Source organism: Pseudoalteromonas sp. Ld19, from assembly GCF_045064135.1.
GTDB lineage: Bacteria > Pseudomonadota > Gammaproteobacteria > Enterobacterales > Alteromonadaceae > Pseudoalteromonas > Pseudoalteromonas aliena.
On sequence record NZ_JBISHA010000011.1, the window covers coordinates 263,519 to 287,808 of the forward strand.

Consider the following 24,290-nt stretch of genomic DNA (forward strand, 5'->3'; position numbering starts at 1 on the left):
TATGCCCAGTTATGCAAATCGTTATATAAGTAGCCTTACCAGAGAAACTTACGCACTAATACTAGCAGGAGGTCGCGGTTCACGGTTACACGAGTTGACCGATTGGCGTGCAAAGCCTGCCGTTTATTTTGGTGGTAAGCATCGGATAATCGACTTTCCATTATCTAACTGCATCAACTCAGGGGTTCGGCGCGTTGGTATTGCTACGCAATATAAATCTCATTCGCTTATTCGGCATGTGAATCGTGCTTGGGGGCACTTTAAAAAAGAATTGGGTGAATCGGTTGAGATTCTACCAGCATCACAGCGTAAGGGCGACGACTGGTATTGTGGGACAGCTGACGCAGTTTTTCAAAACATAGATATTATTCGTCACGAATTACCTAAGTATGTAATGATTTTATCTGGGGATCATGTATATCGTATGGATTACGGTGCCCTTTTAGCTAAGCACGTAGAAAATGGCGCTGACATGACCGTTTGTTGTATTGAAGTGCCAGTAGAAGAAGCTGCTGATACGTTTGGTGTCATGACGGTAAATGAAGATAACCGTGTTTGTCGTTTTGATGAAAAGCCAGCAATACCAAGCTCTGTGCCCGGAAAGCCAGGAACCTGTTTAGCATCAATGGGCAACTACGTATTTAATACAGAGTTTTTATTTGAGCAACTTAAAAAAGATGCCGAAAATGAAGGGTCTGGTCGCGATTTTGGTCACGATATAATACCTGCGATAATAGAAGAGCATAACGTATTCGCCTTTCCATTTATGGATCCCCTGCAAGGTGCTCAACCTTACTGGCGCGATGTAGGTACGCTAGATTCATTTTGGGAAGCTAATATGGAACTAGTGATGCCTGAACCTCAACTTGACTTGTACGATCCAACATGGCCAATTTGGACGTACCAAGAACAAGTTCCTCCTGCAAAATTTATATTTGATGACGATGACCGCCGTGGTATGGCGCTTGATTCTACTGTATCGGGTGGGTGTATTATCTCCGGCTCTGTAGTTAGAAAATCATTATTATTTTCTAACGTGCATGTACGTTCATTTTGTGAAATCGAGGAGTCAGTGATTTTACCTGGCGCTATTATAAATCGAAGCTGCAAAATTAAACGAGCAATAATAGATAGAAGCTGTGAAATACCCGCAGGGCTTGAAATTGGATTCGATCGTAAAACAGATGAAGATAACGGCTTTCGAGTATCCAAAAAAGGTATCGTACTGGTAACACGTGATATGCTCACTGAACTTGCAAAAAAACTAGCACGTCAAGCAAATGAAAATAAAAAATTAGCGTAATAACAAGTTAGATAAGTACGACAACAAAGCTTGGTCATTTATGAGCAAGTCCACACAGGTTAAAGGAAGTAGTAAATTAATGCATGTACTTATGGTTGCAGCAGAAAATGACGCGTTACCAGGCGCTAAAGTAGGTGGAGTGGCTGATGTGGTGCGCGATGCGCCAAAGGCACTTGCAGATCAAGGGGTAACCGTTGAAGTTGTTATTCCAGATTACGGCTTTGAGCCGCTTACACGTATTTATATTGGTGAAGTAACCGTTGTATTTAATGCTCAGCCTCACGTGTTAACACTGTTTAAAATACAGCAAACGAATAACAATGTGAGTCAAATTGTTGTTAGCCATCCGCTGTATAGCGGATCTGGTAGTGTGTATTGTAACGATGCGCCAGGTAGACCGTTTGCAACCGATGCAACTAAATTTGCATTATTTAATGCAGCCGTGTGTGAAGCGTTATCACAAGGCTTACTTACACGCCCTAATGCATTGCATTTACATGATTGGCACAGTGCCTGTGTTGCTGTTTTGATTAAGTTTGAACCTCGTTATAGTTCACTAAAAAATATACACATTGCTTACACCGTTCACAATATTGCACTGCAAGGTATCAGACCATTTAAACATGATGAATCAAGCTTGGAGACATGGTTTCCCTCACTGAACTATAATGGTCAGCATTTATGCGATCCGCGTTATCCACATTGTTTTAATCCAATGCGAAGTGCTATAAATTTAGCCGATAAGGTGCATTTAGTGTCGCCAACCTATAGCCAAGAAGTGCTTAGTCCGAGTAACAATGACAGAGGTTTTTTCGGTGGTGAGGGGCTTGAGCACGATCTGCAAAATAGTGCTAAGCAAGGTAAATTAATTGGTATTCTAAATGGCTGTGAATATCCAGAGTTGAATACTAAAAACGCTGACTTGGACACTTTATATAAAAAAATTGAAAATACATTATTTGGCTGGATGAGTAACAATGAACAACTACAAAGTAGCTACTATATTGCACACCAACGACTACAGCAATTTAAAGCCACAGCTGCTAATGGCCCCTTAGTAACAAGCGTAGGGCGTCTTACAGAGCAAAAAGTATTATTACTGTGTCAGCAGGTAGATGGCCGTTTAGCTATTGATAGCGTATGTCAAATAATTAATAAGTATAATGGTCGACTCATTATTTTAGGCTCAGGAGATAAAGAGCTTGAAAGTATTTTTAGTAAAGCGATGGCGCGTAATTCAAATCTGTTATTTTTAAAAGGCTATGGGCAAGGTATTGGGGATTTAATGTATCAACTAGGGGATTTGTTTTTAATGCCTAGTTCGTTTGAACCTTGCGGTATTAGCCAGATGCTGGCTATGCGCGCCGGACAACCGTGTTTAGTGCACAGTGTTGGTGGATTAAAAGATACCGTTAAACATGATGAGAATGGTTTTAGTTTTAATGGCACTTCTTTAGCGTTGCAAGCAAGTAATCTGCTTAACTGCTTGGATGAAACTCTATCACTTAAAAAGCACGATCCTAAAAAGTGGCATAAAATAAAAGAAAGTGCACAACAAGCGCGTTTCTCATGGATTGAAGTAGCGGCTAATTACATAGCGCAGTTATATCGATAAATTGTTAAAGACAATAAAGTTTCGTGACAACTGTACCCGTTTAATGTTTAATTGCTTAGTCTGATATAAAAACTAAGAAGTAGGTAATGTGTCTGTATTTGTTGCGAGGCAAGCAATCTTCAATCGAAGTCAAAAAGTGGTAGCTTACGAGCTACTTTTTCGTGATAGCCCTAAAAATTATTTTCCAGATATAGCCGATGGGCAGGCTACAGCCAGACTTATTATGGAGAACCAGCTTAACCTCGGTACTCGCCATATTACATCAGGCAAAAAAGCGCTTATTAATATAGGGCCTGAATCATTAAAACTTGATTTATGTGCTTTTTTACCTTGCCAAGATGTTGTTATCGAATTACTTGAAACAATAGAGCCTACCGATGACAACTATGAATTATGCAAAGGCTTATTCCATAGTAATTATAAGTTAGCCCTCGATGATTTTGTATACACCCCCCAGTGGGACCGTTTTCTAAAGCTGGTTAAACTCATAAAATTTGATATCGCAATCACTCCTCTTGATGACATACTCCCTGTAGTAGAAAAACTCCAAAAACATAAGCAAATAAAAATATTAGCTGAAAAAATAGAAACGCAAGATGATTACCAACTAGCATTTGACATGGGGTTTGATTATTTTCAGGGGTACTTTTTTGCAAAACCGACCATGATAAAGCAAAAAGATATTAATTATAACTACGGTTTAATTGTCGCCATTTACGCTGAAATTATGAAACCAAGCCCAGATATAAAAATTATTTCTGGTCTGTTTGAACTCGATGCAGCATTGGCTTATAAATTACTGCGTTTAATTAATAGCGGCGTATTTCCGATTCAAGGTGAAATTTCATCTTTAAAACAAGCACTTGTTTATTTAGGGCACGATCGTTTAAAGAAGTTTGTCAGCTTAATTGTGACCGCTTATACCGCAGATAAAAAACCAACCGAATTGATGCAAGTGTGCGTAGTGCGTGCGCGTTTTAGCGAGTTAATTGCTAAAAGAGTAGCAAAGCACCAAGTAGGTGAAGCTTTTTTAACCGGTTTGTTTTCATTGCTCGATGCAATTTTAGATCAACCTATGGGGCTACTCGTCGAAAAATTACCATTCCCTGAAGAAATAAAAGCCGCATTACTCAATGAAAAAAATACACTGTACTATATCTTAAATGTTGTTAAAGCATATGAAACGGGTAGCTGGTGGGCACTTGAGCAAGCTGTTATTCTGCTAAATATTGACAGTGCGATATTACCTAAAATTTATCAACAGTCTGTCGACTGGGCTGATAATTATAAAAATAATATTTAACGGACACTAGCTTTAATGCGCAACTATAATATGGATTTTATACGGGGTATTGCCGTACTTGGTTTAGCTTACATGAATGGCTATGCGTTCGGGCTTTTTGAGCTAGGCTACATTGGCTTGAATAACCCACCAATAAGCGATGCAATTATCCACATCATTAGCACTTTATTTGTGGACGGTCGATTTAGAACGCTTTTCAGCTTGCTATTTGGGGTTGGACTTTACATTCAATGGCAGCAACATAAATCAACGGTGCGGTTAAAAAGCAGGCTTTACTGGTTAATACTATTTGGTTTAGCGCATGGTTTTTTACTCTGGGCTGGTGATATTTTATTTGTTTATGGTTTGTCAGGCTGGCTTGTTATTAAATACCTAGAAAGTGACAATGAATTACTTCTAAAGCATGGTGTCGCGTTTATTTTGTTGTGCGGTGTTACTACAGGGCTTGTGATGTATAGCTCACCAACCGATATTATTTTTCGCGATTCTCAAGATTTTACCTCTTTGTACAGCCCGCACTATATTGATTACTTTATTAGCAACTTAGGTATGAATGCATTAATGGTATTTATTGTACCAATAATGACTCTGTGGATGTGCGCAGGTATTATGCTCATTGGTATTTATTTATATAAACAAGGTGTATTTAGTGAAGGCTTAAACACACAACAGCTAATAACCGTCATTATTGCAACCACCGCTTTTAGTGCGTTAAGGCTCTATACCTCGCAATACAACAGTGGCTTTATGTATGCAATACAAGAGTTACTAAATATGTTTGCTGCGCTTGGTATGGCTACGTTTTATATTCATTTAATTGTTAAGTTTTGTAATAACAGCCCACAAATAGGCACGCTTATTCAGCAAGCGGGGCGGTTAGCATTTACCTTGTATATTAGCCAAACGCTTATACAACTGTTGCTATATAAAGTGCTATTTACGCATTGGGTACTTAGTTTTAATCGAATTGATTATTGGTTAGTAGCGACTGCATTGGTTGTATTGCAACTGATATTTACAATTATATATAGTCGTTATTTTAATCAAGGGCCGCTTGAATATCTGTGGCGCAAATTAACGCAAGCAAAAATTAATGCTTAAACAGTTATAAATATTAAATTAGGGGAGAAAAAATAGTGCGGGTGGTTTACACTACTCGCCTTAAAAATTACTACGCCATAAGTGTCATGACTGAATTAAAACGTTTAAATAAATTTATTAGTGAAACAGGGTTTTGCTCTCGCCGCGAAGCCGATAAATATATTGAGCAAGGTCGTGTCAGCGTTAATGGAAGCTCCCCTGAAATGGGCGTAAAAGTAGCTGCCACCGATGTCGTATTAGTGGATGGAAAGGCCCTTAAAGAAACACCAAAGCGTGTTTATATTGCTTACAATAAACCGGTTGGTATAACGTGTACAACCGAAAGTAAAATTCAGAGTAATATTATAAGAGCAGTTAATTATCCAACGCGTATATTTCCCATTGGGCGTTTAGATAGACCTTCTGAAGGCCTTATATTTTTAACTAATGAAGGCGACATTGTTAATAAAATTTTGCGTGCGGGTAATAATCACGAAAAAGAATATATCGTTACAGTAGATAAACCACTTAATCGTCAATTTGTTACCAAAATGGCAAATGGCGTGCCTATTCTCGACACTGTTACTAAAAAATGTAAAGTGACACAAAGCGGTCCTAAAGAATTCAAAATAGTCCTTACACAAGGTTTAAACCGTCAAATACGACGTATGTGTAAATACCTAGGTTACGAAGTTGTTACCTTAAAACGTACCCGTATAATGAACGTGACACTCAAGGATTTAAAAGTAGGACAGTGGCGTCACTTATCAGATATCGAAATGGCGCAGATAAACGACTCAATCGCAGACTCAGGTAAAACTCAAGAGCATTCGGTCGACACCAATAAACAATCAGAAAATAATACGCCGGCAGTCACTACAAAACGTGATTTTCAGGGCGAAAACCCACGACGCTTTAGTCAAGGCGAGCAAAGTGATGGTCGCAACACCCAAAGAAGTAATGGCAGTAGTGAACGTAAAAACGAGCGAAGTAAAGCCCCATACCAAAAGCGCTCTACAACCTATGTTGGTAAGCCAAAGAGTATTAAAGAGAATCAATCCTCTGGCTCTAAATCGAGTTCCAGAAAAATCCTGACTCTAAAAAAATAGATTGAAGTGTCATTATTTCAAATTTAAATCAGAGCCTGTTGACCTTTTAGTTTAAAAACCTCTCAATCTAAGGGCTATTTATCTAGGGACTATTTAATTGAGCAAAGCCTCTGAGCTTTGCTCTCACTTCTTCCTCATCTCTATGTTGATAACACAAAGTAAATCGCCCCTAGACAGGACTCGAAGAGCTGCGCGTGTTTGACATCTATGCATTGTTGTCGACAATAGCCTGCACCAATACAATCATAAATCAAAAGTTTTTAACGCAGTTACCGTTAGTTTTAAGTCCTCAATAAAGTCAGTATATAATACCAAACTGCATAAATCTTTGATCAATTTAACGAATTAAATTGCACTCTAACGTCGTTAAAAATTTTTTATTTAGAACAACTAGATACAAAAATTTTTGCCTAGTTCTAGCGTAATTTTCTTAACATTAAATAGACCCCATATATAAGCAGATTGGTATAAGTGTATATCTAACCTCGCTGTATAAAATATATTGATTCTATAGCCTTTTATCTTCTTGTTTTTAAATTTAGCTTGCTAAGCTTATTTTATTTTTAAAATGTTAAATTATTGTATTTATACTATAGCGGATGATTTTAAGGGTATAAATAGATTAATTAGAATCTTTATGGCCACTTTATAAAAAACGTATTAGTGAATTCAAACTTTTGTATTTTAAATACTTTAAATAATACGTATATATAATTATTCGGATGGAATGGACTTTTGTATTAAATCTTCATCAGTATGAAAAAAGATCAACTTTTACTTGATTTATATTTTTTAGGGACTAAAGTAAACAAAAAGTTAAGCGGTTGTGGCTTGGTTGGGTACTTACTATGGATAGACGGTAGCTATATTAAAAGGACTTTAATAATGATTAATTGTGTTCAGAGAACTTTAAGCTTAAATATCACGCTTTGTATTCTTGGTCTATGTAATATAGGCAGTGCGCTGGCTATAGATAATACGTGCGATGCTAATTTTCAAGTAGTTAATTATACACCTCAAGTATGTTATTCAGAGTATAACCAAAATACCTGTGTTGATACTTGTGAGGCGGCTGATCCTGAATTTCAACCGCTTTGCTTTAAGCCCCTCTCCATTCCCTGCGACACACTTACGGATTTGCGTAATACAGCGAACGGTTTTCAACAACGTGAAAATTATTCTTGGTTTCATGTTTCTGATTTATTAACTTATGAAGCGCTTTTATCCGATTTAAATATTTTCCAGCAGCAATTATATATAGAGCTTTACGCTGAATTTATTAACCCACCAAGCTATTTTGGCTTTAGCCCCGCAAGCGATCAATTTAGAAGAGAAAATTTTCGTTTAGGATTACTTTCATCACTTGAAAGGCTAACAACACCTTTACGTTATGCTGCTGTGTATCGACGCTTTACATTGGGTGTGTCATTAGAAAACACACTAAATAACTCACTTTCAGAGATGTTTAGACAGATAGATACTTTTCCCTACTTTTCTAGTACTCAAAAGTCAGAACTAAAGACTGAGTTAAATAGTGTGCAAGCTAGACAAGTTCGTTTTTGGCAGTTGTTGAAAAATTATGAACCCGAAAAAATAGCATCAGGTAGAGTAAATTTACTCAACCGACGTCTTGAGACCTATGTAAGTACCTTAAAATCACTTCCAATTGAGCTGCAAGATAAGCTTATAAATAAATCATCGAACTTACCTGACGATATTAACGTTCAATTAGCGAAATGTGGTAACGACATTTGTTTTAATAAAATAGCAGCCCCTTCAAATGCTTTGTTTTACCCCGATTTCGACCTGCAGCTCTTAAACTTTGAACGCGTATTAGTTGCGCTCAGTAATGAAGCCGCAGCATTCACTAATGTGTATGACGGCGATTATCAAGTCGTTGAACCTAGCCTTTTAAAATCTCCAGATTTTGCGGGATTTATTAATAACAAATTAGCGGATTATAAAGCACTTCGCTCTCACGTGAACTTAGAACGCTTAGCAACCGCTATTAATATTGCTTATCTTTCAAAAAATCAGACAGGTAAAGAAATTCTTGCAAGGTTAGCGCAGCAAAGCGATACAACTGAAAATATGGGGTTGTCGAGTATTGCTGCATTGGATAAAAAACCAATATTACTTTGTAAAGAATTTAGAGAAATCAACCCCGAACTGAGCTCTATTCAACAAGAGAGCTTTGATTTAGCACTGCAAGGTCGAGAGATGATTAGCTTAATCACTCAAGGCGGTTATACGCAAGCATTGATGGATCAACTTACTTCTCTAATAACACGTCTAAATGAGTTAGCAGCCAGAAGTGTTGTGATCGCAAATATTGAACAGTTTACGGATGATCGCTTACTCACTATGAGCTGGTCATTATTTGACTTACATGAGTTAAATGAAAATAAGCAACTAATAGAAATAGAATACTTTGAATACAACGGTATGTTTTGGACGCCGACAATGTCGGCAGGTTTATCTGAATTATTTCCTGCGATTGAAAGTATAGGTACATCAATAAACTCGATGTTGCCAAACGGTATTGCTGCTAATTCACCACTTAACGATTTACAAATTACTCTGAAGCAATCTGCATACAATGCCTGTTCGCTAAACAATCAAGAAATAAATATGGTGATCAAAGTCACAGATGAGCAGGGAAGCATTAGCAGACAAGTTTTAACGTCGAAGTTTGAACAAATCTAATCAACTTAAAGGATATAAGAATGAAAATAATCTTACTTGCAATCGCCTCATTAACTACTTCGGCGTATGCCAGCGATTTTCCTGTCGACGTTTTTGATGCGAGTACTCAGTGTACTTCAAGAATGACGGGGACGGGTGAGCGATTTTTACCTCCGTGTCAATTTTCTGAGGTCAGTCTTGATTCGGATCAAAATACTAACTACAGCAATAGTTCGATTGTTCGAAGTGGTTTATTTAAAACGGTTTTAGACTATAGCTTTACCTGCGAATCTATTCGACCTTTGTCGGTTCGTTATAATCTAACTGCGGGCGTTGATGCAAGCTCTTCCAATAGAGTATCGGGCTCACGTTCGTATGAAAATAGTAATGTAGAGCTAACGCATGGATTTACAAATAGTATTTTAAATTTTGCAAGTTTAGAGGGGGTCACAGGGTTTCAAGCTATAAAACCTGGCTGTAAATTAACAGTTCAACAATTACTTACTTACCCAGAGCCACGGTACTTTAACCAATTAACAACCCATTTGGTTTCTTATAATAATCAATTAAAGTTGCTAATTAATATAGCAACACCTTCTACTAATCATATCAACTTAATAAGCACAATTGATAACACATTATCCACATTAGAGTTTTTACAATTTGATATAGAAGATGAGTTTTTACTTGATACAGTTCAGGTAACTATTGCTGATCTTATTGAATCAAAATCACACTTAACCAATACCTGCAGTGCAGGCAGTAGCTCAACGTTATGTAGTGCTGAAATTTCAAACCTTAGAAACTTTATTTCTAATAGTTTAGTGTTTAACGAAGGTCGAATATCTCAATTATACAATTTTTTAAATGAGCAAGTTAGCTGGCTCAATGGTAAACCTTTAGGTCGAGATCAATTTATTCTATCAAATGGACTAAATAAATTGAGCAGCCAGCTTTAGAAAATATTTAATGCAGCCATCTGGCTGGAAGGATCTATAACCCCAGTAAAGGAACTTTAAAAATGTATGGAAAATTAATAACAGCGACTGTTGTTACTGCATTGCTGCAAAGTACTGCTGCACATGCTTTGCCTGATTCACGAAAGGGAAATCCTCTCGATGCAATCGGTGTTCAAACCCCGGCAGGAGTTGGTGATGTTATTGTCGATCATGAAAACGCAAATACATTGCATGTTGGGCCCGCGTCAGTAAAGCAAATTCGCGGTACTTACGCAGAGCTCGGTGCTGCAGGCCCACAATGTGCTGATTATATTAATATTAAGTCTCAAGCATATAGGCAACTTGCAACTCCAGTATTACAAGAACAAGCTTACCTAAATAATGATTTTGTAAGTAACTGGTATCAACTTACATACGGTATTCCACGAGCAAATATTGATGGTTTAAACGAAATCAAAAAAGCGCGTAAAATAATTAATGACGCGGCATTAGAAAATGATGGTGTGATTGATAACTACTACAGACTAAAAACACAATGGACTGGTGTTGAAACCGAGTATGCATTACTACTCGAAGAGCGTGATAAATTAGATCGCGCGCAATCGGACGAAACAACCAATTGTATTGTAACAAGTGGCGGTGACTCTAACAGAATGTACTCTTGTATTGTTGGTGTTATGAATAAATACCAGCCGCTTAAGGATGCTTTAGCTGTAAAGATCACTTCAATTGAAGGACAGCGAAATGCAATCCGCTCGGACTATTATGTAGCGAAAGGCCTGTATGACGCTTATAAAGAGAAAATAGATGTAGTTAGTGACAATGTTGCTTTCCATGCTCAAATATTGGCTGCACAAACAATTATTTCTAAAAGTGCTTTTGAGCTAGAAGATAAGTTAGTTAAAACTGAAGGGGTTAAAATCACTGGTTTAGCAAGTGCCGGTTATAACCTGTGGGACCAAGAGCGAAACCTACTTGCTAATGCGCTTTATAATGCAGGACACGGTAATTATAGCGTGAAACAACTGGATGTATTTAATGTGCGTTTAAATTCTGGCGTCACCCGTAATAATCCAAACGTTGATGTTGAAGGTCAAAGTGTTTTTTCTAAAAACGTGTGGAGTTTTCCTGCTGATACTTTGTTAAACAATAATATAGTGAGTGATTGGTCAATGCCATTTGAGCGGGAAAACCGTGGCGATACAATCCACTTTGACGCAATGGATAAAAATTCATTTGCGGCAGGCGGAATCGACTTTTTTGTTACTAAAGATGCACGTTGTGGTGAATATACTCAGGAAGTCGAGGAGCATTATTCAGGCACTGATAACAACGTAACCGTGTCTTGGAAAGTAATTCGAAAACTATACGAACCTCAACCAAACCGAGTTGTTTTAACTGCAAACTTGGGACTTGCTTATAACTATTACGCGTACCCAGGCCCTATTAAAGGCGAGTGTTCAATTGACGTTGATCGTATGAACAGTTACTGGAGAAATAGTGGTAAATCTAAAGGTTGGAGTTGGTTTAGAACTAAAACAAATAGCTGGGATAACATTCGTGAGTCTGCCCGTGAAAACTTAGGTATGGATTGTAAGCTCGATCTAAAACCTCAATCAAATGATCCAACTGTTGCTGCAGAAATTGCACAAAATATTGAAGTACAAATGTACAACGATATGTGGCAAATGTTTTTATCAGTTTACGCAGAGTCTTACGATATTGATGTTGTTGAGCCTGCTGTGACTGATGCCGGTGAGAGTGATGTTGGCGCTACGTTAGGCAGTGGTTTAACGAAAATATGCCCGATGAACGTTTATTGCCAATTCGGTAACATTGTTTTACGAACACTCGATAAAATTGGTGGTTCTAAAGCACAAGGCACTACTTCTCATGTTTCAACTCAATACGGAAAAATTTGGAAACGATTTGAGAAAAATACATGGAATGTGCAAGAAGGAAGTGCATTGATTAGAGCTAAAGTGTGTATAGATGAAACACAGTGTAATTAGTTTATAAGTATAAAATGGGGAGGTGACTCCCCATTTTCTCAAGATAATTTATTTTATATATAGGATTTAGTTATGAAAACAAGTTTGATTACTGTAATCGTGATTATTATATCTTTAGCAAGTTATTTGGGGATAGTTAATTACAATCAGAGCAATCATGTGTCGCAAAACGAGGACATAGCTCAATCAATTAATGATGATTCGCACAAGGAAACCTCCACTTTAGCTGATCCGCCTCACACAGATGAATTAAAAATAAAGAATAAATTGAGTACTGAAAAAGTGTCAGGATCAGTTGATATACAAGAGATTGTCCAAGAAAGTCTCGAAACCCCGCTTAGCCAAGAAGATGAATATTATAGTTTTATAATTTCAGAGTTTCCTCAGCTAGAAGATGATGTTACGACTTACCGCAGCGCTGTAAAAACGCAACGTGATAATGTTGAAGTTTACGAAGCCCATGTTTCTGAACGTAATAAACGTGTTGCAGCTAACAAAAGTACGAGCCCGAGCTCTGATACTGAATTGACCTACCAACGAGACTTACTCTTAGAGCAAGCCAAAGAGCTTGGTGAGCAAGCAATGCTTCTGAATGAAGCGATAAGAAATGCGGCATATAATTAGTCTAATAATAAAATAATCAAGGAATAGAGTATGAAATGGAAAAATAGCATAGCAGCATCAACATGTATTTTAATGTCAGCATGTGGTGGAGGCTCAGGTAGTGATGAACAACCGAAAAGTGTTGGTACAGCAAAAACTAATGCAACCCCTGTTGCGCAAATTATGCCAAAAACATCAAATTTAAATTTAGGCTCTGCTACGACATTTAACGCATCAAAAAGTTATGATTCTGATGGTGATGCTTTGGAATATAATTGGGAATTAATCCGCAAGAATGATCAAGTATCTATACCTCTGGATAAAAACGATAGTGAAGAAATCATTATTACTCTACAAGATGAAGGAGAGTATATACTTCGCTTAAAAGTAAGCGATGGCAAATTATTTAGCCCTTTAGCTGAGTTACCTTTAAAGCTAGTTGGTAGTGCGGACTTAACGGCTCGTGCCGGTACTAATTTTACTGTAAAAAAGGGTCAAGTAATTAATCTCAATGGGGCTGATAGCCGCACCCTAGATGGCTTGATTACAGCTTATAGTTGGAATATCACTGAAAAACCAGCTGGCAGTACTGCAACTATATTTAGTAACCAACGCGTGAAAACAAACTTTGTAGCGGATGCTATAGGTAAATATACAGCCGAACTTACTATTGAAAATAGTTCAAATCAGGTCGCAAAAGATACGGTTGTGATTACAAGTGATGATTTAGCTAAAAACTCATCACCCGTTGCTATTTTAACAAGCGAAAAAACGCTTATTCGCCCTAATGAAATACTCCAAATTGACACAAGTAAAAGTTATGACCCTGATCGCTATGAACAACTTTCATATAGCTGGTCCGTGCTTTCTTCACCAGCAAATAGTGACGCAACACTGAGTTCGCAAACGGGCGCTAGCACTAGCTTTTCAGCATCTGTAAATGGAAGTTATAAAATAGCCCTACGGTTGACCGACTCTCAAGGTGATTACAGCGATGCTACTTATCAAGTTGAAGTTGGAACAAGTAATCAAGCCCCTATCGCTAAGTTAGGCTCTGATACTTCGATTACTCTAGAGACTCCAATTTCATTGGTATGTGACTCATGCTTTGATCCAGAGGGAGCCGATCTTAGCTTTGTTTGGAAGTTACTAGGAAAACCTGCCAATAGTAATCGTGAAATTGAATCACCAACAACAGCAAATGCAACGCTTACACCGGATGTTATTGGGGAGTATATCATTGCTGTTACCGTTTCTGATGGTCAGTTACAAACAGCATCCAATACTCAAGTACTCGATGCTAGGGTTAACAAAAAGCCTATTGCAAAAATATTAACATCTGATGAAGCATATTTAGGCAATAAAATACTCTTAGATGGATCAAAAAGCTACGACCCTGAAGGTGCAACGTTAAGCTACGAATGGAAAATCATTGAACAACCTAGTAATGATGAAATTTATACCGAAGCGGGTGGTAAAGCTCATTTTACTTCTTCAAGCACAGGGAAGTACGTTGTCTCATTGCGCACTAATGATGGCGTTCAGTTCTCAGATCCTAAAACCATAGCAATTAGCGTTAAAGATGATCTTGCACCAGTCATTGTACTAAAAGGCGAGAATAACCGCACCATTGCGTTAGGTGACACTGTGACTATCGATGCCACTCAAAGTTATGATCCAGAGGGTACGGCGCTTACATATTCGTGGTCATTACAAAAACCTGTTAATTCATCAATTAGTATAGTTGATAGTAGTGCACAAATAGTTGAGTTTACTCCTGATATAGGCGGTATTTATATCGCAGAGTTGATGATTAAAGATGCAGCGAATAATACCGCGAGTAAAAAAGTAACCGTTGAAGTGACTCAACAGTCAAACACTCTTATCGGAACAGTGAAAGGACGTATTGTAGATACCACTTTAAATGGTGTCGAAAATGCGGCATTCAATATTAATGGAAAAAAATATAGTACTGATAAGCAGGGTGTTTTCGATGTTGAAGTAAATATTGATGAAGGCAGCTTAATTACGGTAACAACAGAGGATGAACGCTTAGCTGAGTCTAAATATGTCACTGCGGCCATTTCTCAACAAGATTTTATTATTGATATGGGGGATTCATTTGTACCGGTCAAGCAGGACGTTGATACTTACCTATGGACTTGTGCTGAGTACAGTGGATCTAAGAATGTTAATTTGCGCTTTAATATGGTTGATACTTTTCCTGAGGCAACAAAATTCGTTCCTACATTTGATCAAACATTTAGCCATACTGTTGATACGAATAAAATAATTGCACTCCCTTCAACAGCAACGTTTGAACTAATGGTCGATGAGGGCTTAGAAATCACCGCACCAGGCTCGAGAGTGACCATCTATTATGCACCAGTTCTAGGGGCTATGAATATTATAACCATTTGCAACCAATAAAAAGGAAATTAAAAAATGAAGTTAGTTAAATCTTTAATGCTATTGATGTTACTTACTTTTGGAGCCAGTGCGGTAGAACCAATTTATGTAGGCGGCACCCAATATAGCTATACAGATGGTGATTTCGAGCCAATCTTCGTTAATGGAAGCGTGACGGGTTATGAAGCCGAAATAGATGTTTTACTCGATGAATATGATGAATATCTAGGGGGTTACCCTGAATTGATTTTTGATATTAGTGGTGGTGCCGCTGGCTCAATTGGTGGGCAGCCATTAAAAGTTGAAATGGATGTTTCCTGTTCGGGTATTGACGTTGGTTATGATGCAGATTTGATATTAAATCGCAGAGGTAAACTAACACCAGCGCGTTTTTCTATTTATAAGCGACTACAAACAGATGGGCAATGTAAAAAGTTAAAACTGAAAGTAAATAAAATGGGCTCTTCAGCCTTGGACAATGAAGCAACAATAGATGCTTTTAACGTTAATTTAATCATTTATTTAAACTTAATTTAAAGGAATAAAAATATGAAAAAACAAATAGTAATGCTAATTTTTTGTGCATTGAGTATGCTTTCATCAGAAGTAATGGCCTTTGATGAATCTCCTCTTGTACGATGTTGTGACTTTAGAGATAGATTCTGCGAAGAATACCCGCGCTTAGAAGAGTTTGTTTCAGAGGAGCAAATGCTTGCAGCTGCCAAACCTATGAACTTGAGTGTTCCAATATATGTTGGGGGTGCCAGATATACTTTAAATAAGTCAGATTTCAATCCAGTTTATTCCACAAGAGTGATCTATAGACCTTGCCTTGTAGATAAACCTATAATTATCAACACTTTGGTTGGTTATGAAGTTACTTTTCCTGTAGATGGAGATTATGGTCAAGAGCTTTTCTTTGATATAAATGGCCGCTCAAATAAATCAATGAACTTAGCCGCTTCGTGCGGTACTTTTAATGCTAGTGATTCAGGGAATAAATTTGTTATTTCTAAACAACAAAATACAGCGCAGAGCTGTAAAAATATGAAATTGAAATTTACGTTTCCAAGTAATTCGGCACCTGCCACTATAGATTTAACAGTAACAATATCGGAACAACTTTAATTTCAGACTCAATGGAGACTTAAAAATGAAAATACAGAGCTTCCTGATTGGAGTCGTCATATCTCTTACTTTAAGTAGTGCAGTGTTTGCAAAAGTTGATGGGGAAATGAAAACGGTAATTATTGGTCCCCCAAAACCACCAAGGCCTCCAGTGGATTGCGCATATATTAAAGATCCAATTTTAGACCCGTTGCAATATATTAGCCAAATGCAAACACCTGATCCTATTTATATAGGTGGGGAACGCTATATATTGAATAAAGAGAATTTCACGCCCATTTTTACGACGGTTGTTTACACTTGTCCAGGGTTGGAGCCACTCGTAGTACGCAAATATACGGGGTTTGAAATATCACTGCCTGTTTATAATGATTTTGGCCAGCCAATATTTTTTGATATTGCAGGTCGAACAGACAGACATATGAATTTAACAGTATCTTGTGGAACGTTTAGCGCCTCTGACTCGGGGGATAAATTTTATATCTCGCAATCAGTAGTAACAAACGGAAGTTGCAATACATTGTCAATGAAGTTTGATTTCACTGCTACGGCAACTCAGCCTCGCACCCTAGATTTGAGCCTTTCTATTTCTGAAGAGTTATAAATTAGTGGGTTCAGTGCTTCATTTTACAGCTAAGTGAAGCACATTTAATAAACAATAAGGATGTAGAATGAAAAATTTACTGATAGCTATCGCCTTAATTACAGGTGCTGGCAGTAGTTATGCCGAAGAGCAAACGAATTCGCTCAATGTTGACCAAAAAATGGTTATTTTAAATGAGACGGATTTTAGACCTGTTGTTGTATCTTGGGCAAATAGGGATGTTGTAACTGGCTATGAAGCATTAATAGATATTACGGGCACTAAGTCTTCACTTATTTTTAATGCAAATGGTGAAATATCTGCTAGATGGTTTGCTTCTAATTTTGCTATGACAACTAAGCTCAGTTGTAATGGTATCCCAATAGGTATGAGCAAAGTATATGGTCAGCGAAAAGCAGGTCAATCTATTCCTGCAAAGCCTGCTATTACTGAATTGAGACATAACCTTGACGGATGTGAGCAGCTAAAGGTTGAATTATTTAAGGAAGGGTCTTTGAGTCGTCAGTTTTATACGCGAATTCAAAGTATTTCATTGTCTATTTCAGTCCAAGCTCTTGATATAACTCAAGGAGAGATATAAAAATGTTTAAAATTATCATAGGTGTAGGCTTACTCACCGCAAATTCAATGAGTTTTGCCTCAGAAATTGGCCAAGTATTTTCTAATGTCGATATGGAACAACAAAATAATCGATATGAGCTAGTATTGTACCCAAAACAGTTTGAAAGTGCTGCAGTGGTAGACCTTAAATTAGATGTGCAGGGTAATGGTGAGTTAATGTCACAAATGCAACCGGTTTGCACTCAGTGGCAAGAGAATATGTGTACGGGTTCGTATAAAGATATTCTACACAATGAATTTTTGCACGAAGTCGATGTAGCGCTTTATTGTGATGATGAGCTGTTATATCAAGAAAGAAAAAATAATAGCGAATTCACAAATGAAGAAATTAGCTCATTAAGCAGCCGCTTGTCATTTAATAAATCGTTAGTAAAAACTATCTCGTTAAGTTGCAATGAAGTTAAGCTTACTATTCAAACTATGCATGGTGATAATGCCGCTATTATCCAAGGCCGAATTAACTTGTTGAACAGTACTTCTGGTTTGAGTAACGAAAACCATGAGCTTATAAAATGAAGGCACTACTTTTAATATCTAGCTTATTTTTTTGCTCTGCTGCTATTGCACAACCTGTTGATGTTGGGGGAGCGATATATGAACTGCAATTTAGTGATTTCTTGCCAATAAAAGTACCCTATGCTGGTAGCGAAGCGGTTATAGCTTACCAAGCAAAAGTTAATGTAGACGGTGATTATGCTCAGGACTTAACGTACCGCATTGGTGGAAAAGTGGAAACAAGGTGGTTTGCAGGCAACATGGCGGTGAGTTTGTCTGCTACCTGTGATTCACCATATATAGATCAACCAATATTTATTGGTGAAGATCTTGATTATGGTGATAGATACCAAAATATTTCTTACTTAGCTAAGCCAAGTTTTGCTAATACGCTAAATACGGGTGGAAATTGCCAAGCACTGACTGTTCGAATAGATAAAGAAGGACATTTAAGTCGTCAATTTTATACCCGTGTCACAAATCTTGAATTTAATGTTCAAATAATAGAAAAGTTATTTTAATCACTGCAAGGCACTTATTTAGTGCCTTTTCAGTATGGCTTTATATCTTTCAAGGTCAAATTTTAGTCCTTAAAGATTAACCGGTTCTAATATACACGCTAAATAATCAGTTACCACGACAGAGAAATAACTCAACAATAAAGTATAAATCACATTATGTGGTTGCCATGTTTAAGTGAACTTTAACAAGGCGAGTGGGTTTTTTAGTTCGTAAAACAGATTAATATTTTATCAAAATGGTATCGTAAGGAACAACCCATGAAATATTTTTTAATGTTGTGCGCTTGCTTGATTGCAAATAATACTTTGGCTCTACCGACCTATTTTATTGGTGAAGCTATGCATATTAATAAATCCGATATGCAAGTAATAACACAATTTTATAGACAAGATAATGGGGTCGATAAATACGCAGAAGTAGCTTATGAAGTGGAATTCCCGATATATGGAACATTCGGGTTAAATGAAATAGACATTGAGCTTACTGGGGGTATAAATTCGGCGTGGTATTCTTCAAACTTTGCAATGAAGGTTATTGTATATTGCAATGATATAGCGTTAGCGAGTGACCTTTCGTATGGCGTACGATACGAACGCGCTAGCTACATAGTTAAGCCTCAAATTCGCAGCGAACGCCAAGCCATACCGCAAGGGTGTGATACTGTTAAAATAAGAATGGAGAAGCAAGGGAACTTGTCTCGTATGTACTTTACTAACATTGAAAAAATTGACGTCAGATTATATATCACAAACAAGTTTTAATAGTAATTTGGTGAATTAAACTTCAGGAATCAATAGCAGTGATAGATTTATTATCCAGAGTTCAGGTTAGTTAAGCCTTTTTACTAAAGCTATTGTTTATACAGGCTTAGGCTTAGTTATATTATGGGTAAGCCCGACATAATGGGCAAAAACAACAGTAATGGGTTTGCGCCTAAACGTACAGCAAAGCCAGGCACAGAGTTATACCCGCTCACGTTAATTGTAAACTCAGTTGAACGACAATCAGAAATAGAAGCCATATTAGAAGAGCATTCGCTGCTTGCTTTAATTGAAATTAAAGCAGAAGTACCAGAAGATATTCGGGAACTTGACTTTGCGCTTAGCAAGTCAACACCACAAGTATTTGATAAAGTATTAGGGTCTGTTGACCTTTCAGGATTAAAACTTGTTCAATCTAGGGGCGATTTAATCGCGGCGCGAGGTTTGTAACCTAGTGGGCTCGGTAACTGCTCCTGCGTTACTCTAATGGCTTACATCCCTGTAAGAATAAGTAAAAACCGAGCAACAAAGAGTTAATTGCCCCTAGGTAGAACCCTTCGGGCAGCGCATGTTTGGCATTTATGCTGTGTTATCGCCTATTTATGGGGAATAACCACACACCATAGGCTCTGCCTTGTCTAAATACCAAACAGTCTGCTGCAAATTTAACCTCGAAAGATAAACAGGCCCTAGAACGTAACGCACCATGTTTATGCGGTAGTGAAAAAGTATAAAAAGTGTTGTGCTTAGTTTAATACGATTTTTATAAATAGCCTTTCTTATTTTTATAGTATTAAAAATGCCACTGAGTTTTAATCAGTGGCATTTTTTATGCTCGCTTAGTTATAAACTCAACTACTTTCGTGGTTCGTAATCTATTCCAAAGATAACGGTATAAAGTACTGGAACCACAATTAAGGTAAGAATGGTGGCAAAGCCTAAACCAAACATAATGGTCACTGCCATTGATTGGAAAAACACATCAAACAGCAGAGGTATCATCCCCAAAATTGTCGTGATTGCAGCCATTGCTACCGGCCTTACACGGCTCACGCCTGAGTCAAATACAGCCTCATAGGGTGATTTACCTTCTCGTAGCTCCAAGTTTATTTGATCGACCAACACAATGCCGTTTTTAATTAACATACCACTTAAACTTAATAAGCCAAGTAACCCCATAAAGCTAAACGCTGTATTCATAATGAGTAAGCCCGCGCTGACACCAATAATAGCTAATGGCACCGTTGCCCATATAACCAAAGGTTGCTTAACTGAATTAAACAGCAAAACAGTCACTGCAAACATCGCTAAGTAACCAAGTGGTAATGAGCCAAAAATTGCTTTTTGAGCTTTACTCGATGATTCAAACTCGCCGCCCCATTCCAACTCATAACCGCGTGGTAATACCATGTTTTCTATAGGGCCGCGAATACGAGCAAATAGCTTAGCGGGTGTTTCGTCGCCTAATACATTATTATCTGCCATTACGGTAATGGTTCGTTTACGATCACGGCGCATTATTAGGCTATCTTCCCACTGCACAATAAACTCATCAACAACTTGAGTTACAGGCACGAATACACCCAGAACAGGGCTATATATTTGTAAATCATGCACGCTTTCTACGTTTAAACGCTCGTTAGCTGGGGAGCGTGCAATAATAGGCAACAGCTGCGTACCATCACGGTATACACCTACTTGCTTACCCGAAAGACTGGTAAGTAATACATTATCAAGATCTGATTTGCTGATCCCTAAGCGACGTGCTTTTTGTTCATTAAATTGTGGGCGAATCATTTTGGTACGTGCACGCCAGTCATCACGAATATTATAGGCACCATCATCGTTACCAATCAGCTCTTGCGCTTTTGCAGCGAGCTGTCTTAAAACAACGGGATCAGGACCAGAGAAACGCGCCTCTATTTTAGCATCAGTAGATGGGCCTATTTCCATAGGTTTAATTTTTAGCTGAGCAGAGAGCGCATGATTTACTGAATAATCTCGTACTTTTTGCATTACTGTTGCAACGGCTTCTCTATCTTTTACGCGAATAATCAATTGCCCGTATGCGGGGTATGACTTTTCAGGTGCGTAGGTAAGCATAAAGCGCGGCGCGCCTTGACCTGTAGTACTTGTAATTTCTTCTACTAATTCATTACTTTGTAAATATGCTTCAAGTTGCTTAATACCTTCTAAGGTTGAGCGAATGTCAGAACCTTGATCTTGCCAGTAATCAACGTAAAACATTGGGGTGTTAGAAGCAGGGAAAAACGATTGTTTAACAGATCCAAAACCAACCACAGCAGAACACAATAAAATAACCATTAAAATAAGTGTGGTTTTTCTAAAGTGCATTGCACCATCTAAAATAGCTTTATAGCCATTAAAAATAAATCCTTTGTACGGATCGTCTTCTTCTTGGCCTTCCTCATTTTTAAACTCAGTTTCTTTAAACATTAAGTTGGCAAAAAATGGTGTAAGCGTAATGGCTGTTATCCAGCTCAATAAGAGAGAAATAAATAACACCCAAAATAAGCTACCAGCAAATTCACCACTGGCATCAGAGCTTAAACCTATGGGGGCAAAAGCCGTAACTGCAATAACGGTTGCTCCCAGTAATGGCCACTTTGTTTGTTCGACTATATTAACGGCAGCCTTTAGTTTAGTTTGCCCGCGCTTAAGGTTTATTAAAATGCCTTCGGTTACCACTATCGCGTTATCAACCAACATCCCAAGGGCAATAATGAGTGCGCCCAGCGATATGCGTTGCAAGTCGATAGCAAACAATTTCATAAAGATGAAGGTACCCAATACAGTAAGCAGTAAAATACCACCAATCAAAATACCGCTTTTTAAGCCCATAAATAATAGTAATACAACAATAACAATCGCAATTGCTTCTAACAGGCTAACAATAAACCCATCAACCGATTTTTCCACTTCTTTTGGCTGGTTATATACTGAGCTTATGTCAATTCCATGAGGACGTTGGTACTCAAGCGATGCTAAATGTTTATCTATATTTTTGCCAATATCTACTACATTTACGCCAGATGTAAACGATACGCCAATTAAAAGTGCTTGGTTGTCGTTAAAGCGAATAACATTGTTTGGTACTTCAGCGTATTCCCTATAAACCTTGGCCACATCACCTAAATAGATAAGTTCGCTTGCACCTGGTTTTGAAATAAGAAGGGTTTCGAGTTCTTTTACATCCTTAAATTCACCAGTGGGGTGCAAGCGGATGGATTCATCGCCGACGCGAATTTTTCCTGCATTTGATACCGTATTTTGCGACTGCAGTAATTGAAAAATATGACTAGGCGCAATCCCTAGTTGAGCTAGCTTTCGGGTAGATATTTCTACGAGCACTTGGGCTTGTTGCTCGCCAGCTATTGTTACTTTACTCACCCCTTTAACAAGGACGAGTTCGCGTTTTAAGTAATCTACGTAATCTTTAAGTTCATCATACGAATAACCATCACCCGTTACCGAGTACATAACACCGTAAACATCGGCAAAATCGTCCAAAATAGTACTAGGGTAAACACCACTTGGCAGAGAAGGCGAAAGATCGTTAATTTTACGTCGCATTTCGTCCCAAATTTGGCGAAGTTGCTCTTTACGGTACGTACTTTTCATTTCTACCGAAATTTGCGACTTACCATTTGAAGAGATAGACGTAACGTAGTCAACATAGGGTAACTGTTGAATTGCATTTTCGATAGGAAAGGTGACTTCTTCTTCAACCTGTTGCGGCGAAGCACCCGGGTACATGGTAATCACCATAGCCTTTTTAAGTGTGAATTCTGGGTCTTCTAATTGCCCTAAATCAAAATACGAGACACTACCGCCAATTAATAGCAGTAAGGTAAACATCCAGCTGATGACTTTTTTCTCTATGGAGAGTTGTGCAAAGCTCATATTTATAAGCCTCGCTCTTTGTTCCATGCGCGTACTTTCATACCTTCTTTTAACGAATGCACACCCGCTGAAACAACAATTTGACCTTCCTCAATACCGCTGAGTACTTCAATACCATCGCGGTGAAGTTGGCCAATTTTAACCGCTTGTTTGTGTACTTCACCAGTTGCTGAGTCAAAAAGCCATACATAGGCATTGTCTTTTGTGGATTCTTGCGGTTCAGAAAAAACTGATTCGATAGGTAAAATAGTGTAAGCCACCTGCGAGCGCGTTACTTTACTTAAATCTATTAAAACGCGACCAGTCATCCCCGCGAGTAAGTTAAAATCTTTAGGCACTGGCAGTGAAAAGACAACTTTATAGGTAAGCGTTGCAGGATTTGCCTGAGTATCCCATTCTTTAATTGTCAGTGTGTACTCTTTATCGTCGTAGCCATCAAATTTAACGGTAGGCTGATAGTTAGTTCCTTTTTTGAAACGTGCGACTATTTTCTCAGGAACCTGAATTTCTACATCCATTAAGTCACGTGTTTCTAAGCGCAATATATTTTGTTTTGCTTGAATGTTCTCAAAGTTTTTCACAAACACTTTAGCAACTGTGCCGCTAAATGGCGCTCTAAGCTCACTATATTCAAGATTTGTTTGTGCAATTTTAAATGCTGATTCAGCAATTTGCATATTAGCAGTGGCTTGATCTAATTCTGATTGGCTCGTTATTTTTTTCTCAAATAGTTGCTCAATTCGACCAAGTTGTGATTTTGCCAGCTCAAACCGTGCTTTACGTTCGTCGTACTGCAGTTGAAAATCTTCTGGGTCAAGTTTTGCTAATAAATCCCCTTTTTCAACATGCTCGCCGGCAAGTACCGGAAATTTAACAAGCTCACCATTTACCCTAAACGCAAGATATGAGCCCTGATTAGCAACTACTTCAGCGGGAAAACTGCGAATATTTATTTGTGAATCATGGCCTATGTTGAACAATTTAACAGGACGAATAGGGTCTTCTTTAACTTGCTTTTCTGGTTCAGAGCAAGCTATTAAGCTAAGTAATATAGTTGTTAAAAAACATAGACGAAAGAGTTTCATGTTTTCTCCGTTGCAATGATGGCAAAATAATTGAGTGCAGCATACGCTGCAAACATATAAAATAAAAATCAT

At 37.9% G+C, this 24,290-nt stretch carries 20 protein-coding genes; 18 read left to right on the forward strand and 2 right to left on the reverse strand.

Annotated elements, in window-relative coordinates; all coding sequences use genetic code 11:
• Position 1: 1 nt before the first annotated feature.
• From glgC to ACJJVZ_RS02665, 18 genes are all read left to right on the forward strand, one after another.
• Complete coding sequence (glgC, locus tag ACJJVZ_RS02580) at positions 2-1,303, forward strand: glucose-1-phosphate adenylyltransferase (RefSeq protein WP_182701462.1); 1,302 nt, start codon at positions 2-4, stop codon at positions 1,301-1,303.
• Positions 1,304-1,382: 79 nt separating this feature from the next.
• On the forward strand, positions 1,383-2,918 hold the full coding sequence (locus ACJJVZ_RS02585; RefSeq protein ID WP_405598171.1) for a glycogen synthase: 1,536 nt from the start codon (positions 1,383-1,385) through the stop codon (positions 2,916-2,918).
• A gap of 88 nt (positions 2,919-3,006) precedes the next feature.
• A complete protein-coding gene (locus ACJJVZ_RS02590) occupies positions 3,007-4,221 on the forward strand; it encodes an EAL and HDOD domain-containing protein (RefSeq protein ID WP_405597860.1) in 1,215 nt (404 codons plus the stop codon).
• A 30-nt stretch (positions 4,222-4,251) separates the two neighbouring features.
• A complete protein-coding gene (locus tag ACJJVZ_RS02595) occupies positions 4,252-5,322 on the forward strand; it encodes a DUF418 domain-containing protein (RefSeq protein ID WP_405598173.1) in 1,071 nt (356 codons plus the stop codon).
• An 86-nt stretch (positions 5,323-5,408) separates the two neighbouring features.
• Positions 5,409-6,410 (forward strand): 23S rRNA pseudouridine(2604) synthase RluF, encoded by a 1,002-nt coding sequence (rluF, locus tag ACJJVZ_RS02600; protein WP_405597862.1) that lies wholly within the window; start codon positions 5,409-5,411, stop codon positions 6,408-6,410.
• Between the two features lie 756 nt (positions 6,411-7,166).
• Positions 7,167-9,116: a hypothetical protein gene (locus ACJJVZ_RS02605; RefSeq protein WP_405621576.1), complete on the forward strand. Its 1,950-nt coding sequence runs from the start codon at positions 7,167-7,169 to the stop codon at positions 9,114-9,116.
• Between the two features lie 20 nt (positions 9,117-9,136).
• Positions 9,137-10,054, forward strand: a complete 918-nt coding sequence (locus ACJJVZ_RS02610) for a hypothetical protein (protein ID WP_405597866.1) — start codon at positions 9,137-9,139, stop codon at positions 10,052-10,054.
• Positions 10,055-10,116: 62 nt separating this feature from the next.
• Positions 10,117-12,066 (forward strand): hypothetical protein, encoded by a 1,950-nt coding sequence (locus ACJJVZ_RS02615; protein WP_405597868.1) that lies wholly within the window; start codon positions 10,117-10,119, stop codon positions 12,064-12,066.
• A 72-nt stretch (positions 12,067-12,138) separates the two neighbouring features.
• Positions 12,139-12,690: a hypothetical protein gene (locus ACJJVZ_RS02620; RefSeq protein WP_405597870.1), complete on the forward strand. Its 552-nt coding sequence runs from the start codon at positions 12,139-12,141 to the stop codon at positions 12,688-12,690.
• A 30-nt stretch (positions 12,691-12,720) separates the two neighbouring features.
• A complete protein-coding gene (locus ACJJVZ_RS02625) occupies positions 12,721-15,099 on the forward strand; it encodes a PKD domain-containing protein (RefSeq protein WP_405597872.1) in 2,379 nt (792 codons plus the stop codon).
• 15 nt (positions 15,100-15,114) lie between these two features.
• Positions 15,115-15,615 (forward strand): hypothetical protein, encoded by a 501-nt coding sequence (locus ACJJVZ_RS02630; RefSeq protein ID WP_405597874.1) that lies wholly within the window; start codon positions 15,115-15,117, stop codon positions 15,613-15,615.
• A 12-nt stretch (positions 15,616-15,627) separates the two neighbouring features.
• The gene (locus tag ACJJVZ_RS02635; protein ID WP_405597876.1) at positions 15,628-16,206 is read left to right on the forward strand and encodes a hypothetical protein; all 579 of its coding nucleotides are present in this window, start codon (positions 15,628-15,630) and stop codon (positions 16,204-16,206) included.
• Positions 16,207-16,231: 25 nt separating this feature from the next.
• A complete protein-coding gene (locus tag ACJJVZ_RS02640) occupies positions 16,232-16,810 on the forward strand; it encodes a hypothetical protein (protein ID WP_405597877.1) in 579 nt (192 codons plus the stop codon).
• 67 nt (positions 16,811-16,877) lie between these two features.
• Complete coding sequence (locus ACJJVZ_RS02645) at positions 16,878-17,390, forward strand: hypothetical protein (protein WP_193156655.1); 513 nt, start codon at positions 16,878-16,880, stop codon at positions 17,388-17,390.
• Positions 17,391-17,392: 2 nt separating this feature from the next.
• Positions 17,393-17,947: a hypothetical protein gene (locus tag ACJJVZ_RS02650; protein WP_405597879.1), complete on the forward strand. Its 555-nt coding sequence runs from the start codon at positions 17,393-17,395 to the stop codon at positions 17,945-17,947.
• On the forward strand, positions 17,944-18,447 hold the full coding sequence (locus ACJJVZ_RS02655) for a hypothetical protein (RefSeq protein WP_193156657.1): 504 nt from the start codon (positions 17,944-17,946) through the stop codon (positions 18,445-18,447). The genes ACJJVZ_RS02650 and ACJJVZ_RS02655 overlap by 4 nt, the downstream gene beginning before the upstream one ends.
• A gap of 339 nt (positions 18,448-18,786) precedes the next feature.
• Complete coding sequence (locus tag ACJJVZ_RS02660; RefSeq protein ID WP_405597881.1) at positions 18,787-19,209, forward strand: hypothetical protein; 423 nt, start codon at positions 18,787-18,789, stop codon at positions 19,207-19,209.
• A gap of 123 nt (positions 19,210-19,332) precedes the next feature.
• Entirely contained in the window at positions 19,333-19,659 is a 327-nt protein-coding gene (locus tag ACJJVZ_RS02665; RefSeq protein ID WP_405597883.1) for a PBPRA1643 family SWIM/SEC-C metal-binding motif protein, read from the forward strand.
• Between the two features lie 405 nt (positions 19,660-20,064).
• Here ACJJVZ_RS02665 and ACJJVZ_RS02670 read toward each other — a convergent pair whose 3' ends face one another.
• Together ACJJVZ_RS02670 and ACJJVZ_RS02675 are read right to left on the reverse strand one after the other, a co-directional pair.
• Positions 20,065-23,133 carry an efflux RND transporter permease subunit gene (locus ACJJVZ_RS02670; protein ID WP_405597885.1) on the reverse strand — a complete coding sequence of 1,023 codons (3,069 nt, stop codon included), beginning with the start codon at positions 23,131-23,133 and terminating at the stop codon, positions 20,065-20,067.
• A gap of 2 nt (positions 23,134-23,135) precedes the next feature.
• Positions 23,136-24,218, reverse strand: coding sequence for an efflux RND transporter periplasmic adaptor subunit (locus ACJJVZ_RS02675; protein WP_138586742.1), 1,083 nt, complete (start codon positions 24,216-24,218; stop codon positions 23,136-23,138).
• Positions 24,219-24,290 lie beyond the last annotated feature (72 nt).

Bases quoted from the DNA above. Each gene is read 5' to 3' on its own strand.
- glgC (WP_182701462.1), top strand. From the start codon at position 2: ATGCCCAGTTATGCAAATCGTTATATAAGTAGCCTTACCAGAGAAACT.
- ACJJVZ_RS02585 (WP_405598171.1), top strand. From the start codon at position 1,383: ATGCATGTACTTATGGTTGCAGCAGAAAATGACGCGTTACCAGGCGCT.
- ACJJVZ_RS02595 (WP_405598173.1), top strand. From the start codon at position 4,252: ATGGATTTTATACGGGGTATTGCCGTACTTGGTTTAGCTTACATGAAT.
- rluF (WP_405597862.1), top strand. From the start codon at position 5,409: ATGACTGAATTAAAACGTTTAAATAAATTTATTAGTGAAACAGGGTTT.
- ACJJVZ_RS02605 (WP_405621576.1), top strand. From the start codon at position 7,167: ATGAAAAAAGATCAACTTTTACTTGATTTATATTTTTTAGGGACTAAA.
- ACJJVZ_RS02610 (WP_405597866.1), top strand. From the start codon at position 9,137: ATGAAAATAATCTTACTTGCAATCGCCTCATTAACTACTTCGGCGTAT.
- ACJJVZ_RS02615 (WP_405597868.1), top strand. From the start codon at position 10,117: ATGTATGGAAAATTAATAACAGCGACTGTTGTTACTGCATTGCTGCAA.
- ACJJVZ_RS02620 (WP_405597870.1), top strand. From the start codon at position 12,139: ATGAAAACAAGTTTGATTACTGTAATCGTGATTATTATATCTTTAGCA.
- ACJJVZ_RS02625 (WP_405597872.1), top strand. From the start codon at position 12,721: ATGAAATGGAAAAATAGCATAGCAGCATCAACATGTATTTTAATGTCA.
- ACJJVZ_RS02630 (WP_405597874.1), top strand. From the start codon at position 15,115: ATGAAGTTAGTTAAATCTTTAATGCTATTGATGTTACTTACTTTTGGA.
- ACJJVZ_RS02635 (WP_405597876.1), top strand. From the start codon at position 15,628: ATGAAAAAACAAATAGTAATGCTAATTTTTTGTGCATTGAGTATGCTT.
- ACJJVZ_RS02640 (WP_405597877.1), top strand. From the start codon at position 16,232: ATGAAAATACAGAGCTTCCTGATTGGAGTCGTCATATCTCTTACTTTA.
- ACJJVZ_RS02645 (WP_193156655.1), top strand. From the start codon at position 16,878: ATGAAAAATTTACTGATAGCTATCGCCTTAATTACAGGTGCTGGCAGT.
- ACJJVZ_RS02650 (WP_405597879.1), top strand. From the start codon at position 17,393: ATGTTTAAAATTATCATAGGTGTAGGCTTACTCACCGCAAATTCAATG.
- ACJJVZ_RS02655 (WP_193156657.1), top strand. From the start codon at position 17,944: ATGAAGGCACTACTTTTAATATCTAGCTTATTTTTTTGCTCTGCTGCT.
- ACJJVZ_RS02660 (WP_405597881.1), top strand. From the start codon at position 18,787: ATGCATATTAATAAATCCGATATGCAAGTAATAACACAATTTTATAGA.
- ACJJVZ_RS02665 (WP_405597883.1), top strand. From the start codon at position 19,333: ATGGGTAAGCCCGACATAATGGGCAAAAACAACAGTAATGGGTTTGCG.
- ACJJVZ_RS02670 (WP_405597885.1), bottom strand. From the start codon at position 23,133: ATGAGCTTTGCACAACTCTCCATAGAGAAAAAAGTCATCAGCTGGATG.
- ACJJVZ_RS02675 (WP_138586742.1), bottom strand. From the start codon at position 24,218: ATGAAACTCTTTCGTCTATGTTTTTTAACAACTATATTACTTAGCTTA.